The 15,687-nt window shown below is 45.0% G+C and carries 7 protein-coding genes and 3 pseudogenes; 5 read left to right on the top strand and 5 right to left on the bottom strand.

Going from position 1 to position 15,687, the window contains the following annotated elements; genetic code table 11:
- Window positions 1–74 precede the first annotated feature (74 nt).
- Window positions 75–950 (top strand): transcriptional regulator CynR, encoded by an 876-nt coding sequence (cynR, locus tag PMPD1_RS17120; protein ID WP_173635179.1) that lies wholly within the window; start codon window positions 75–77, stop codon window positions 948–950.
- 236 nt (window positions 951–1,186) lie between these two features.
- The gene (locus PMPD1_RS17115) at window positions 1,187–4,399 is read left to right on the top strand and encodes an autotransporter family protein (RefSeq protein WP_354292674.1); all 3,213 of its coding nucleotides are present in this window, start codon (window positions 1,187–1,189) and stop codon (window positions 4,397–4,399) included.
- A 336-nt stretch (window positions 4,400–4,735) separates the two neighbouring features.
- On the opposite strand, the gene PMPD1_RS17110 is transcribed toward PMPD1_RS17115, so the two are convergent.
- Window positions 4,736–5,209 carry a hypothetical protein gene (locus PMPD1_RS17110; protein ID WP_173635178.1) on the bottom strand — a complete coding sequence of 158 codons (474 nt, stop codon included), beginning with the start codon at window positions 5,207–5,209 and terminating at the stop codon, window positions 4,736–4,738.
- A 2-nt stretch (window positions 5,210–5,211) separates the two neighbouring features.
- Window positions 5,212–5,934 (bottom strand): hypothetical protein, encoded by a 723-nt coding sequence (locus PMPD1_RS17105; RefSeq protein ID WP_173635177.1) that lies wholly within the window; start codon window positions 5,932–5,934, stop codon window positions 5,212–5,214.
- Window positions 5,935–6,099: 165 nt separating this feature from the next.
- Here PMPD1_RS17105 and PMPD1_RS22945 point away from each other — a divergent pair.
- The 3 genes and pseudogenes from PMPD1_RS22945 to PMPD1_RS17090 form a co-directional block, all read left to right on the top strand.
- Window positions 6,100–6,426, top strand: a pseudogene (locus tag PMPD1_RS22945) (IS3 family transposase); the annotation flags it as partial.
- Window positions 6,415–6,612, top strand: a pseudogene (locus tag PMPD1_RS22940) (phage polarity suppression protein); the annotation flags it as partial. The pseudogenes PMPD1_RS22945 and PMPD1_RS22940, both read left to right, overlap by 12 nt.
- Before the next feature lie 384 nt (window positions 6,613–6,996).
- Complete coding sequence (locus tag PMPD1_RS17090) at window positions 6,997–7,878, top strand: hypothetical protein (RefSeq protein WP_354292672.1); 882 nt, start codon at window positions 6,997–6,999, stop codon at window positions 7,876–7,878.
- 11 nt (window positions 7,879–7,889) lie between these two features.
- On the opposite strand, the gene PMPD1_RS17085 is transcribed toward PMPD1_RS17090, so the two are convergent.
- From PMPD1_RS17085 to PMPD1_RS17075, 3 genes and pseudogenes are all read right to left on the bottom strand, one after another.
- Window positions 7,890–9,115 (bottom strand): IS3 family transposase gene (locus tag PMPD1_RS17085; protein ID WP_173635176.1). Its coding sequence is split into 2 segments (ribosomal slippage): window positions 7,890–8,773 and window positions 8,773–9,115, totalling 1,227 coding nucleotides; the frame shifts between segments, so codons are not numbered across the junction.
- Between the two features lie 56 nt (window positions 9,116–9,171).
- A pseudogene (locus PMPD1_RS17080) lies at window positions 9,172–9,846 on the bottom strand (restriction endonuclease); the annotation flags it as partial.
- Between the two features lie 136 nt (window positions 9,847–9,982).
- Window positions 9,983–15,514 (bottom strand): DUF3320 domain-containing protein, encoded by a 5,532-nt coding sequence (locus tag PMPD1_RS17075; protein ID WP_173635175.1) that lies wholly within the window; start codon window positions 15,512–15,514, stop codon window positions 9,983–9,985.
- Window positions 15,515–15,687 lie beyond the last annotated feature (173 nt).

The raw sequence follows: 15,687 nt of genomic DNA, 5'->3' as shown, positions 1-15,687 counted from the left end.
CGCTAAAGCTAGTATAGGTGCCAAGACTCATTCTCAATGATGACCATAGAGAATAACTATAGTTTGGAGGAACGATGCTACTGCGTTATATCCGCTACTTCCTGGCGGTGGCCGAACAGGAAAATTTTACCCGCGCAGCAGAGCGGCTACATATCTCGCAACCAACGCTTTCGCAGCAAATTCGCCAGCTAGAAACGCTATTAGATACGCCTCTTTTTGATCGCAGTGGACGGAAAATCCAACTGACTGATGCCGGGAAGGTGTGGGAACGCTACGCCCGGCAAGCGATAAGGGAACTGGACGATGGGATGCGCGCCATTCACGATGTGGAGGATTTGCATCGTGGCTTCCTTAGCCTGGCGATTACGCCGACATTTACTACTTACCTGGCTGCGCCGCTGGTCCAGCGCTTTCATGAACGTTATCCCGGTATCCGTATCAACCTGACAGAGATGATGCAGAGCGAAATTGAGAAGCAGATTGGGGAGGATAAAATTGATCTTGGGATCGCTTTCACGCCCGCGCAGTTTACCGACCTTGATACAACGGTGATTTTCCAGGAGGAGTTAGCGGTAATGGTGGGGAAACACCATCCTCTGGCGCAGCGTGCGCAACCCTTATCGCTAGAGGATTTCTCGCAGCTCTCCTTTATTTTGCTGAGCGATGGTTTTGCAACGCGTCAACACATCAACGATTACTGTTCCCGTCACCATATCGGCCTGCGGGTGGTTATTGAAACCAATGCCATGAATGCGGTAGAGGAAATTGTCAGTAACAGCCTGCTGGCGACAATTTTGCCGGAGCCGGTTGCCGCACAGCGGCAGCAATTGGTGGCGGTTCCGCTGGCAATCCCGTTGCCGGGGCGCGATGTTATTCTGATGCAGCGTCGTAATGGATGGCACAGCGCAGCGACGCGTGCGTTTATTCACTTGATGACCGAAGGTAAGTAAACCTGGCATGAGCCTATCCCGCTACGATAGCTGTGTTAAAACAGAGGGTGACTCTATTTTCTTGATAGCGAGTAAGCGTTATCAGGAAGTGGAAAGCGTTTAATGCATATTTAATTATTCTGACAATCAAGAAAATTAATGGTTGAAAATAACCATTAAAACCTCGTGTTATCCCATCTTTCAATGCGCAGACTTCATGACACGATAAGAAGATGAAAATATTCTTATAGAAATTGATGATGCAATTTTATTCCGCTGGGGTTATTCGTTTGTTGGCGTCGCTACGGGCTGGCTGTTATTTCGCCTTTTCGTGCCTGTTGTTATCGATGGTGACTATTTCGTCCGCGCAGGCGCTTTCTTCCGCCTGCTCTGCGCTCAATGCCGCCAGCCCGATGAGTTCAGGGACATTGCGCTATCAGGCCACAGAGTTTGATAGTGGAGAAAGCCTGACAGTCTCATACACCGATTCCGGCGCCGGTATCGGAGGCGATCCTACTGTCGCGGATGCGGTTATTTTAGCCAGCTATAGTGTGGCGTCCTCCTATTCTCGCTACAGTAGCGATGGAGGAACCGCAGGGTTGCATACGGCCGATGTGACCTCTTCTCAGTTAAAGTCAGGCGGGCTTTTTTTTCGGGTTAGCACCAGTAATGGCTATATTGGCCCGGTTACCGTGCGTTGCTCAGCCGCCGCACCGACCTTATCTTCTGATGCCGATTTGAGCGGTCTCTCACTCTCCAGTGGAGAATTGTCTCCGGCATTTTCTGCTGCAACGACCCATTACACTGCCAGTGTGGCTAACAACGTCTCTTCGCTGACCGTGACGCCGCATCTTTCCAATAGCGCGGCGAGTATGACGGTGAATGGTGTGGCGGTTTCCTCGGGCTCCTCCTCTTCTATCGGCCTTAGCGAAGGAACCAATACGATTACAGTGATAGTGACGGCTGAAGACGGCATGACCACCAAAAGTTATGCGATTACCATTGAGCGTTCAGGGCTGGCGCCGGTTGCCGGAGACGTTAGCGTTAGTGTGGCGGCTAACAGTAGCGATAATACAGTGGCTTTGGCGCTGTCTGGTGGCCCGGCAGACTCTGTCACGCTCGTTAGCTCTCCGGGACACGGTAGTGCCGCGGTAGCCGGTACCTCTGTCACTTATACTCCCGCTGCCGGATACTCAGGAAACGACAGTTTCACCTATCATGCGACTAACCAATGGGGCACCTCGGCAAATGCCACCGTGACGTTACGGATAACGGCTCCGATATTAAATTTCACACCCGTGGCCGGGACGTTGGCCACCGCGACGGCAGGAACCAACTGGACGCAAACGGTGGCAGCAACAGGCGGATCCGCGCCTTATATCTACAGCGCCAGTGGCTTGCCGCAGGGTATAGTGCTTAACCCCAATTCAGGGCAGCTTTCGGGGACACCCACCAAGGCCGGAGATTATTCTCTCCAAATTGGCGCCACCGACAGCAATGGTGTAACTGGTAGCGTTCGTTACAGTTTGGCTGTTGCTGAACAACCCGTTACCGGACAGCCGCCCATTGTCGGCGCGGTATCGACAACCGTTTCGGCAAACAGTCGCGATAACCTGATTTCTCTGGCGCTCTCCGGTGGGGAAGCGACGGCGGTGACCGTGATTAAGCAGCCTGTTCATGGCACGGCAATGGTACTGGGAACAAAAATTCGCTATCGACCTGTCGTGGGTTTTGTTGGTACGGATAGTTTTAGCTACCGCGCGACTAACGCCTATGGCGACTCTCAAGAGGCGACGGTTACCCTGAATGTTGAGTCGGCAACGTTAGTGCTGACGCCGACAAGCGGTGCATTGGTTAATGGGATCGTCGGGAAAGCGTATACCCAAAGTTTCAGCGTTGCCGGTGGGACGATGCCCTATAGCTGGCAGATTAATGGGACGTTACCCAATGGGGTGGTTTTCACTGACGGAGAGTTGAGCGGAATTCCCCGGACGGCAACATCAAGCGCATTTACCCTTGTCGCCACCGATGCGCAAGGCGTGAAGGTTCGCTCCGCTTATACCTTAACGATTACTGCTGCGCCCCCCCAGGCAACCGACCATTCCGCGGCTTTATATGCCGGTCAGTCGGTAAAGGTGAACCTTATCCAGGGGGCGGCGGGTGGTCCAATTAATGGGGCCAAACTGCTTAATCAACCCGCAGCCTCAATGGGCGTCGCAACCATTGAGTCAAGTGGCTCGGCATTCAATCTGGTGTTTAAAGCGGCGGCACAAGCCAGCGGTACGGTAACGTTGCGCTATGTCCTTCTCAGTAGCGCCGGTACATCTCAGCCAGCACAGGTTGTGGTGCAAATCTCATCCAGACCCGATCCCTCTAAGGATGCGGATGTGATTGGCATGCTTAGCGCACAACTCCAGGCCGCGCAAAACTTTGCTCGTGCCCAGATTCGTAACTTTAATGACCGTCTGGAGCAGCTACATCAGGGGCCGAGCACGGCTGCTGATTTTAACCGTGTTAGATTCAATTTCCCCACGGCGACGCCTGAAAAGGCGATGACGGATGAGCCGTCCACCAGCTGGCAACATCCGCAACCACCGCCCGATGATTTATCTTCATCACCCGTTGCGCAAAATCAGTCAGTTGAGCGCCTCGCATTCTGGACCGGCGGCTATGTCAATTTCGGTACCAATAAGGATAACGCGGTGAGCTTCTCTCATACCCAGATAGGGGTCAGTATGGGAGGGGATTATCGTCTGACAGACGATTTTACGGGTGGCGTGGGCGTGGGCGTGGGTCGTGACGTTAGCGATATCGGCGACTTCGGTTCACGCAATAATGGCCGATCCGTCAGTAGCGCTTTCTATGGTAGTTACCATCCCGGTGCTTTTTACCTTGACGGCCTGCTCGGTTATAGCCGTCTGAATTTTGACAGCCGTCGCTATGTCAACGAAACCGGCGTGTTTGCTCTCGGCAGCCGTAGCGGTCGCCAGGTATTTAGCGCATTAACGTCCGGCTATGAGTTTCGTACGCAATATAGCGTGATTGCGCCCTATGGCGGCGTACAGTTCTACCGAACATGGCTGGATAGCTATACCGAAACACATGCCAACGCGTTTAATTTGGCTTTTGCGTCGCAGCCTTTTTCGCAGTTAACCGGCGTGGCCGGAATTCGTGGGCAGTATGGCGCTCCATTTAGCTGGGGAGTAATGCGATTACAAAGTCGGATTGAGTATTCGCAACTGATGAACGATACCGGTCACGCCCGGCTCGGCTATGCTGATGTTAATAATGATAGCTGGAACCTGAGGTTGAGCAGCGAAAGCAAGGAAGATCTCGCGCTGGGTATGGGCATCGACTTTTTGCTGCCATATGGTGTGACGCCCGGCATTAGCTGGCAGGGAACGAGGGGGCTGGATAATGAGAATTCACGCTCACAAATGGTGATGTTGCGGGTAAATGTTATGTTTTGATGCCGAGATGCTTGATGAACATTGTGCATACGCCGGTTTCCGCCAGACCTGTGCTCCATTAAGCGCGTATGCATTTTCTTTGGATTGGCGGAACGACTCGGAAAATTACAGACACAAAAAAGCACGCAGGGCTTGCGCCATGCGGGCTTTCAGGACTTCATCGGATGACTCTGGTAATTACCGATGGAGAATTTTGGTGAAGCTGGCGGAGTCTGAATGTATATTATAACTTTTTGAAATATATAAAATTGTATGGGTATACCTAAGCGTATACCAATGGTATTTGAACTGGCAGTTTGCCGCTCGCTTTATTCCATAAGTAAAAAAACTCTATACTTATCGACTATCATCAATGCGGGCAGGAGCTGGATTGGCAGTGATATCAATGTATTTTTTCAGTTTTGAAGATCGGGTTACTCCACGGGGATCGGAGAAAGGGAGTCTCAAAGAGGGTGACTTTTGTACCTTCACACTCCAGGTCGTATCGCCAATAAATCGAAATTTTACAGAGTCCTGCTCAATGTGCAGTTTCTCAAAGGTGCCAGTGGAATATTGCCCCCCCAGTTCCAGATTTTCAAGGATACCCGTTTTCAAATGAATGAAAGTAATGTTCAGACTTTCTTCGAAAATAACATCATCGGTAAGAAATAAAAGATAATAGTCTTCAGCGACCGCAATCGCGGCTTCAAGAATTTTACCGGAAACTTTTATACCTGTGTTATTACCATTAATTAAAATATTGCATTGAGTCTGCGAATATTCTTTCGCCTCAGTGACAATAGACAAAGAAACCGCATTTGATAATTCCATTCTCATCCCCAGATTCGTCCCATTTGCCAGGCTGCTAATGCACCACCGACAAAGCCACTAATAAGAACACAAACAGGGGCACCCGGCCCACACATTAAACCAGCCACTGCGCCACCAGCCCACCCTCCGGCCACGCCGGAACTCACTATTACGGCCTGTTTGGTGGTTTCAGCAATTTTGTCCTGAGCGTTATAAATTTCATAAACCGATATAGCGATAGAAAGTATGATAAGACCTTTCCCTGCTGTAGAAAGTTGTCGCATTCGGAGATCCACTCTTGCATTTGATCTACCGGCAGATTCTACAATACTTGCATATACTCGATTTTTCTGTCCATCCGATAAATTAACAAAGTTAGCCTGACGACCAAACAACGACACCGTTTTATTAGCGACGAGTTCGTTAAATGTTTTGCCAGAAGTTTTCATTTTCTCGGCCATAGCCCGTCCAAGTGGCGTGCTACGTGTCCGCACTATCTCCATTACCAGATTTCTGGTTTCCTGAGCCTCCAGTGCCGCTTTTTCCCAAGTGATAATGCCACTATTCGCTTTAGCTCTGAGGTCAGCAGCCATTTCCTTAATGCGTTTAGAGTATTCAAGGCGCAGCCGTGGGTCGACTGAGAGCCTTGCGGCGGCGGCGGAGACATCCCCCTGTAATGCATTTATTGAGCTTTCAAATTTTTCTTTTCGACTGGCATTCAGGGGGCTGAGCAGAGTCGTATCCATTATAATTCCCTTTAAGATTGATTATGACGTGAATATAGTAGAATTTTTGTACCAAAAGTAAACCGCTGATGCCGTAGCTTGCACAGTAAATTTGGCCACCTGATTAAAGGTGTTGATAAGGGCTACTCATATCGACAAGTCAGTGAAGCGATGAATGTCGGTTCTACCAGTTACCGGTACTGGCGAAAACGCCGCGACACTGTCAATCCGGCGCAAGTCAAGTTGTACAGCGAAATACACCGGGCATAGAACCAGATCCGGGGCTCTGCGGGAGCGCCGGATCTGGCTGAAATACTGACCCCAAACGGCGTCCCGGTGAGCCGTTACCGCGTCGGGCGTCTGATGAAATCTCTGAACCTGAGCAGTTGTCAGCCCGGGAAACATCAGTACAAAAATGCCCGTCAGTGGCATACCTGCCTGCCGAATCTGCTCGGGCGTAAGTTCGCTGTACCGGAGCCAGACCGGGTATGGTGCGGAGATATTACGTATCTGCGTGAAGCCCTTTCCGTCAGCCTGACCGCAGGAAATGAAATTAATTATTCTGCACAGGATAACGACATTTTAACGGCCATCGGATACAGGCCTGATGCGCCTTCGCGGGATGATAATCGTGAAAAATTCACCCCCGCACAGAACATGATTTACACTCGCCGACGTGTCGGACTGGCCGCGCGGTAGCCTGTCAAAAATCCCCGTAATTCCCGCCATTTTTCCCAAATTAGGCCATGCATCCAAAGGGGGCATGCTTTTTTTCGCCCCTGTGCTCCCGACTAGCGCCAGCCGTGGCGAGGCCTGAGGTCACCTTTGCACCTGCATTAAAAGCGACCCTTTAAGCGGGCAGGCGTGGCGGGGAGAGCACGGCGCACGCACGTTGAATCAATTTATTAAAATTTAAAATGGCGTATGATGCTGGAGCTTTAAAAACTAACTATGTTGAATAAATCATATTAAGGATATGAGAGGGTATTCATGATACAAAAATCAGAGTCTGAGATTTTTTCCAAACTGGAATCATTGTGTTCTTCTGACGGATTTATTCATGTGTTAGCGTTATTGAGTTGTATGAATAATACAACTTTCTATGAGGAGGAGCTTTCCTCCACGGATATGCAGCATTTGTACGAAAAAGAAAGATTGATAAGAACTGAAATTTCTACTATTGCAGGGTTATTATTAAAGTCCGAAGTTAATATGGCATATCCTGGTGAGGCTGTGTTGTCTCAATTGACCGAAGATGTAAATTCATCTTTGGCTATTTTGCATAGTGCCATGTATTCTGGTGATAGGGATGGTGAATACAACAATAAGATGATAAAAGAGAGTGTTTTTTACTCAGGAGAATCTGCATACGATTTTCAATACCTAGATATGGCAGAGGAAAAATATGCTAAGGATAATTCATGGTTCCTAGAGTATATGGGGTTTTCATGTAGTGAAATGATTTCTGTTGGGCGATGTGTAGAGTCAATAATAGGAAGGCAAGTTAGTGATTTTTTAAGGCGTGGTTTAGGAGTGTTTAATGAAGGGTTGTTGAAGGCTTACGAACTTTCAATTGATTCAATAGCTACCGAAACCGGCTTAATTAGTAGTAAGGTAAAAACTATTGTTGATTTGTTTTCATCACAAAAACTCTCTAATGAGAATTTTTTTGATATGAGCAGTTTTAATGTTTATAATGCCAGACCAATCATATGTGTGGATAACACATACTTCTGTTTTTCCGCTTATTCCTTGGCTCAGTCTATATATGAGACACCATTTTTTTGGATGAATAACGACAAAAAATACAAGTCAATATCTGCAGAGCATCGAGGTCAGTTTGTAGAGGATTATGTATTTAGGAAAATGATCTCGGTTTTTGGTGCGAGGAATGTCTTTAAGAATGTTTTTATTGTTAATGATAACAATGAAACTCTGGGCGAAATCTGGAGTTGCCCCCGCTAAAACGGACACGGTTAATTTATAGCCAGCAGCGAACTTCTGTACTCTCTCGGTGACTGCATTTTCAGACCTTTATGGGGATGCCAGTTATTATAGTCTTCCATCCATTCCGTCAGTTTTTCCATGACGGTTACCGCATCCGGCAGATCATTCACATACACGTAATCACGCTTGAACGTTTTCACGAACGATTCTGCCATCCCGTTGCTCTCCGGACTTCGCACTGGCGTCGTACACACGATGAACCCGAGCGAGGCGGCGAACGTTCTTGTTGAGTCCGCTATGTAGCAACTGCCGTTATCCGTCAGCCACTCAACGGCATGTGGCAGGTAAAGCGCATTTCCAAAACGCTTTTCTACACTCTCTGTCAGCAGATCCTGCACCATAACGCTGTTTATTCCACCTGTTGTCGCCGACCAACTGATGGCTTCGCGATCACAGCAGTCAAGGCTGAACACCACCCGCACGACTTCCCGATTCCAGCAGCGGATTTCGAAGCCATCTGAACACCAGCGCGTATCCGGCTTAAGTGTGACGACGTTGCCGGTATGACTGCGCGCTGGCTTTTTATGACCGGATTTTGCCAGCAACAGGTGATTCGCCTGCATGATCCGGTAAATACGTTTGGGGTTAACCCGCCAGTTTTGTTGCCTCAGAGCACGATTGAGGTGCGCAGTCACGCGGCGATAGCCGTTTGTTGCCCGCTCGCTGCATATCTGGCGGATAAGCGGCAACAGTCGGGCGTCATCGTCTTTGCTGTAGCGTGCTGACCGGTGCTGGCGTTTCTCCAGCAGCCGGTCATAAAGATTCGAACGCGACACACAGAGCACTTCAGCTATTCGGATGAGGGGATATCGTCCGGTGGCAGCAATGGCATGCGCGATATCAACTTTTTTGCCTGGGCTATCTCAAGCGCGTCCCGAAGGATTTCGGCTTCCATCGTTTTGCGTCCCAGCATTTGTTCAAGCTGTTTGACTTTTTTCTCCAGCGCTTTGACTTCGGAGACGCTGACCACCTCGTCGCCTGCAGCAATCGCAGACTTCCCACCATCGTTCATGAGCCGTTTCCACTTAAAAAGAAGACTGGGTGTGATGCCATACTGCCGGGCAACGAGTGAGACGGTGTAGCCGGGTTGCATGGCGAGCGCAACAAAACGGGCTTTCTCTTCGGGAGTATAACGACGGCGCTTTTGCTCGCCAGTGATCACTTCGATTCTTTGCACAGGACACTCCTTAAACATAGCTCTATGACTATGTCTTACTGGTGAAGTGTCCGGTTTAAACGGGGGCTATTACAGATCAATGCTACACCGGGAGTGTTTTGCGCGTTCTCATTGAATTCTAATGCAGAGAAGGCTATTTTATTGCTCCAGACAAAGTATAGAAACAATGATAGATCAGCTCTAAATGTTGTTCCTGCTTCCTCAATCCATGATTTCAAAGATTCTGTTAACGTAGGTTTGATATGTCTTTTGATCTCTTTTGCAAACCCATTATATAAAGCGTTAAATGATGTGGTAAGTAAAAGCTTGTCCAAAAGCATTGGCAGTTCTTCTAACTCATTAAAACCCTTCCGAACGAGTACCTCACGAAACAATACAAAATCAGAATAACTGCTTTTGTCTTCAGATAAATCACTTTCTGACCGCTTATCATGTGAAAATTTTGTCGTATAGATGAAATTGGTGAAGTAAGGATCCTTAAATGTTGCATATTTTTCAAGAACATTTTGCAGGAGACTATTGAGTTTGGATTGCTCTTTCTTTTTTCCGAATAAGTCTTTTATGATTCCTTTCGACTGATATTGAAATTCTGGATAAAAGGAGGGGTTAAGAGGTATCATTTGCTCTGAAGTTATAGGGGGTTGTGTTTTTGTACCCCATGAATTCGTTGCAGTTGGTACTCCGCCAGAACACCATGGACAAATAATTTCGAAAGATGTCTTGCTGCATGAATAACATTGATAAATCATAAAGTGTTGTCTATATTATTTTTTAAAACAGTGAGTCAACGGGAGCTATTTAATAAGTGAGACACGAGAATGATATTCTTGTGTCTCAAGTTTCTGCGCATTTAGCGGCCTTAAAGTGCAAGCCACTAAATTAGTATCATATGATATAGTACATTGGTTCTTTAAAAACGATTTTATTATCATTTTCCATTTTTTGAATTATGGATATGATGATGCCTTTTAAAGTACCACTTGTAGCCTTGAAGCCCATAGCCCTTGATACAGAATTGACCAGCTCGTCTTGGGTAGCACCGAAGCTTTTATTGATAATATCAATAACTCCCGCTTCTATTTCCTTATTAGATATATTTTCCGACTTTCTTAATCCTGCTGATTTAACATTCGTTCTGTCTCTCAATTTTATGGAAAGATTATCGTTGTATAAAAAGTCATCCTCCATGAAAATTGAAAAACTTGAGGTTGTGATTTTTATTGCATCTTTGACAATGGCTTCAATACGAGCCCCTGCACGTTGTAAACCCCATGCTGACCTGACACGTGTAATCACTTCATTCACATGTATTGGGGCTTCAACAAGAACAATTTGCTCGACTATCTTAGCCAGTATGCCAACTGGAGTCTCATGAATCTGGAATCTTGTATCAACGTCAGGAACTGCCTCAACATATGCAACAGCTTCATTGAAACTGCCTTCAAATGTCTCTAGACCAATCTCTGTGACAGTCTCTCTTTCTACTGTCACTATCTCGACAGGTACAGCTCTTGACCGAGATAGAGAAGCTTCAGAACGATTTTCGAGCTCTTTCTTAGCCGCCTGAATAGTAGAGAGAGTTTTCTGTAGTTGCTCTTCGGGGCGCTGGAACCAATCTGTGCTCCAAATCCTGTGAATGATCCAACCATGATCCTCAAGCACTGCCTGACGCAGGCGATCTCTTTCTCTCGAAGAACGGGAAGAGTGGTAAGTCATACCATCGCATTCAATCCCGATAAGGTAGCGGCCCGGCATATCAGGGTCGGCAATGGCTAAATCAATGAAGAAACCTGCAATACCGACTTGGGGGTGGACCTGGAAGCCTTCTTTTTGAAGAGCATTTGCAACCTGTTCTTCGAACACACTGTCCATTGAACGGCCACTTTGTTCTGCAATTGACAAGCGTCCTGTTCTTGCATATTGCAGGAAAAGTTTAAAAGCGAATACACCTCTGCCTTTACCCCTTTCAAGATCGATATCGTCCTCTTCAATAGAGGAATAGACTTCGCAACGTCTTTTAGCTCGACTTATAAGAACGTTCAAACGTCTTTCACCGCCCTCAGATCCAAGAGGACCAAATCTCATTGCCATGTAGTTTTGTGGATTTCTGGCATATCCAACAGAAATGATAATGACGTCACGTTCGTCACCCTGAATGTTTTCAAGGTTTTTTACAAAAAACGGTTCACTTGGATGTGCATAGAAAAAATCCTCGAACTCAGGGTTCAGCCTGCGAAGGACTTCGAGCTCGTCCTGTATACATCTTCTTTGAGTGACAGAGAAGGTAGCAACACCCAGAGATAAATTAGATTTGCTTCTGGCGTGCTCAAGGATTGCCATTGCTACCCGTTTTGCTTCATTTACATTTCTTCCAGATTCAAATACGCCATCTTCAACTTTATGGAATCGTAGCCCCATACCTGCTTCTTGTGTATAAGGACTAGGGACTATATAAAGCTTGTTTTCATAAAACTGGCTATTCGATACAGCAATCAATGACTGGTGACGGCTTCTGTAGTGCCAGCGAAGCATTTTTTGAGGCAACCCTCTGGCTACAAAAAGTCCGAGTATGCTCTCTATGTCTGCCACCTGAGTTGAATCATCATCATCTTGCTCATCTGCAGAACCTGTCATTTTCGCAAAGAAAGAAGTCGGGGGTAACTGGCGTTCGTCTCCAACCACAACGATCTGTTTACTTCGAGCGATTGCCCCTAATGCATCTACAGGTTGAATCTGACTGGCTTCGTCCATTACAAGTAAATCAAATGACTGTTTACCCGGTGCTAAAAATTGAGCAACGGAAAGAGGGCTCATCATCATCACTGGCTTTAAGGCCTGAATAGCTGCACCAGCTTTTATCATCAGTTGTCGAATTGCCATATGACCGCGTTTGCGTGCCATCTCCCCCCGCAATACACCTACAGGACCGACGCCAATTTTGGGAGGAATTGCTCTATGGTGAGCTCTTACAACTTCAAAACTAGAGGCTTTAATTCTTCGCAGATCCATTTCGGCGAAGCTTGCAACTCGCCTTGAATGCAAATCACCATCAAAACGAGCCAGTTCTGGCTCATCTTCGACCATTAAAGACAGAATTGAGTCGAAATAGGCTCTATCAAAAGTACCCAATAAATGTTCCGAGGACAGAACGCCACTACTCAAATCGGAGATTAAGGGATAAATACCAAATTTTTTAGCCAACTCTACACGATTTTGCCAAGCAACCCATTTTGAAAGTTGTTCAGAATTATCTATCCAAAGAGTAATCTTATCATGGATTGATTTTAATGGTATTTCATGAATATTTTCATTGCTGAAAATTGATTCATAGGAAGATGCAAGAGAATTTATCACTGAGGTAAGCTTAGTAAAATGCGCTTCCACTGACGTGCACAAACCTCTAGATCTATCAACTAAACCCTGTTTATCATCTATTTTAGACGCTATAAACCTCAGATCATTATTTGATTCGATCCATGAATAAGCATTTAGTATCAACTCCCAATCACTGTTTTCGTTCAACCATAATGGGTACAAGGTTGACTGAGCTAAATTATCGAAAGTATAAATGGATTTAATTTTTTGCTGGGTCTGTAATAACAGGTTTAGCAATTCAATACGAACAGGAACTGAGGATTCAGTTTTGACAAAAACTTCTTTGAACACAGAGTCAATACCACTCAGAAAATTAGATTTCTCTAAGAGTGATTCTAAAGGGATATTTTTCACTGCGTAGCAGTTATCAAAGTATTCTTCTGGGGCGCTTCCAAGGGAATCCCAGAGAATACGACTTTCACTTAAAACGTCATTTGTAAGCTTCTTGAGTTGGCTCACTTGATATGACAAAGCTTCTTTATTAGAAAGTCGGCTTGCAATTATTCTGGCTTCAGAATTAATACCACGCAGGGTACGCATCCACTCCACAAGTGATTTTAACAACTCACTATCGCTTTTCTCACCGCGCCAGTCAGAACCAAAAGCTGACTGTCCGAATTCGTTCAAATCACTGACGGATTTTCTTAGTTTCTGTGCTTTTATCAATAGCCCGAGATACTCAATCTGCTGAGGTATCGTTAAGCTTTTATCATTTATTAAGGAGATAGTGAGTTTTTTGGATTTTCGCCATTCGCTATTGAGAAACTTAAAAGCGCCAGTGTTATTTTCTAGGCTATTCCGGGTGCTTTCTACATCTGTTTCCCACGCCTTTTCAACGAAGATAAGATTTATTTTTTCTTTATAAATACTAAGTTGCTTAATGTCTGCAACCAGACTTGATGCTTTTTCAATACCACCTTCCCAGACAGTGGCAATGAATGCTTCTGGACTTACATTCGGAGCCTGAGTAATACTTTCGCCCAACTCAATGAGACTTTCAATCTCACTTAAATTTGAGAATCCAATTTTTGAACCCAACTCTTGTTGTAACCTTGAAGACTCTTTTAAGATCTTGGGTGTAAGTGTCTTCAGTTTATATGCAGCATTAAAAGCATTGATGTTAATATCTGCAGGTAAATTACGATAGTCTTCATGAAGGCTGGCGACCTCTTTGTTAAACTCACCTGCATGTAATTGGCTCTCAAGTTTTTTATAAAGTTCTTCAAACAATAACCCGTCTTCAATTAAGGCTTTTATCTCATCTTTGGATGTGACCCATAAGGGCGAGCTTAACGATTCAGGTGATAAATTAGGTGCTGAATTAATTAATTCAGCAATTTTTATGAATTCCTGCAACTCTCTTAATGAGCCTATATGATAGGCTTCATTAGTTAGTTTAGAAAGACGGATAGATTCTTCAATAGAATCTGAAAGTTCAGACTTCAGGTTCGTCAATGAAGCTGTGAGTCTTTCAACTTCACTAGGAAGTATCTCAGTTCTATCGATACCATTCCACGGATGCGAATCAGGAATGCCGATATCAACTATTCTTTCAATTAATTCATCAATAAGTGCATGTCTTTTCTCGAAATCGTCGTTACTCCAGTATTCATACCCGTTAATATTATAATCGTTAGGATCAAAACCTGTTTGTCTGAGACGTACCAGTTGCGCCATAACCTTATATGGTGTTAGCCCAGATGGCATGTATGTTTTATGAATTCTTGCAGGGTGATTGTTGAGAATATCGCGGCTTTCTGTGAGATTATTAACTAATGTATCTGGAAATTCTCCCCGAGGGGAACCAAGTTCCCAAACTCGCTTCAGTTCTTCAAGGAATGCTCTTTTGTTGGTTTTGTTGCTATGAAGCTCTAAGCAAGCATCTCCAACACCCGCCTGATCAAGTCTGCGCTTAACTACCTCAAGGGCCGCCATTTTTTCAGCGACAAACAATACTTTTTTACCGTCTGCGACTGCTGAAGCTATGATGTTTGCTATAGTCTGAGATTTACCAGTTCCTGGAGGGCCTTGAATGACTAAGCTTTTACCATTACGTACTTCATGAATGGCTAGAGTCTGTGAGCTGTCACTGTCCAAAATATGTAGCATTTCACGGGGAGGAATGACAGAGTCAATTACAATGTCGTCGGAGATTAACTCTTCACCAGAAAATCCTGTTTCCAAAAGGCACTTTATTGATTCCTGATCGGTGATTTTTGAATCTGAGGGCCAGTTATCAGGATCTAAATCTGTATACATCATGAATTTAGCGTAGGAAAAAAGGCCTAAATTTACCTCGTTTTCTAATACTTCCCAGCCTTCTTTCAGTGAAATAGTCTGCTTGATTTTAGCAAAGTAGTCTGTTAAGGAAAATTCGTCATCGATATTTAGGGGAGGTAAGATTAATTGGTGAACACGGCTAAGTAATGTCTCAAGCGACAGGTTACTGATGATATCCTCATCCCTAACTTTTATTTTAAAGCGTTCTCCTGCTTTAGCTCGTATTAATTCAACTGGCAACAATAAAATGGGGGCGTGGCGTATGTTTGCTTTATTATTCGGATCTATCCATTTAAGTGATCCCAAAGACAGAAACAGGATGTTCACGCCTTGCTCTTCTTCAAGAGTTTTTGAGTCGTAATACAAATCCAGTAACTTTTTTTGTAATGTCTTAGGCGTGAGCTTAGTCTGAAGTTTTGTATCATTATGATTAGTTTCAGAGTCATCTAAAAAAATAATATCTTCTGATTCTGATTCTGATTCTGATTCTGATTCTTTCTCACTATTCTCATTATTTTCTGCTGTTTTCTTATCTTCTCGACCATGAAGAAAAGTGAAGGGCTTTCCTTCTTCAAACAGCATTTTGAAAAGAATATCAGAACGCTCATTAACCACTTCTAAGAATTTCGTGGTTTTAGATTTTGGTATGTTCAGTAAACGATTTCGGGCAGTCAGATCAAGAAGTTCTGCTCGTGCCTTTTCAAGTTTTTGGCTAAGTGATAGATTTGAGTTTCTGTAAAGTGAGCCTTCAATTTCATCCATTCCGCATAACCTTTGAATTAGAAATTTCTCTTTTGTATCAATACATTGAGACTTGATATCTAAGCTACAAAAATTTTCTCTACATATTAGAGTGTTTTAGTAAAAAAATTAAGAATTTTCTAATAAATGTTATGGTGTTAATTTTAAATTGTTAACAATCAGTAGGTTATAAT

It is taken from the genome of Paramixta manurensis, from assembly GCF_013285385.1.
GTDB classification, from domain to species: domain Bacteria; phylum Pseudomonadota; class Gammaproteobacteria; order Enterobacterales; family Enterobacteriaceae; genus Paramixta; species Paramixta manurensis.
This window is presented reverse-complemented; position numbering and strand designations above follow the sequence as displayed.

Coding starts and splice junctions, on each gene's coding strand:
- cynR (WP_173635179.1), top strand. CDS start 75: ATGCTACTGCGTTATATCCGCTACTTCCTGGCGGTGGCCGAACAGGAA.
- PMPD1_RS17115 (WP_354292674.1), top strand. CDS start 1,187: ATGATGCAATTTTATTCCGCTGGGGTTATTCGTTTGTTGGCGTCGCTA.
- PMPD1_RS17110 (WP_173635178.1), bottom strand. CDS start 5,209: ATGGAATTATCAAATGCGGTTTCTTTGTCTATTGTCACTGAGGCGAAA.
- PMPD1_RS17105 (WP_173635177.1), bottom strand. CDS start 5,934: ATGGATACGACTCTGCTCAGCCCCCTGAATGCCAGTCGAAAAGAAAAA.
- PMPD1_RS17090 (WP_354292672.1), top strand. CDS start 6,997: ATGAATAATACAACTTTCTATGAGGAGGAGCTTTCCTCCACGGATATG.
- PMPD1_RS17075 (WP_173635175.1), bottom strand. CDS start 15,514: ATGGATGAAATTGAAGGCTCACTTTACAGAAACTCAAATCTATCACTT.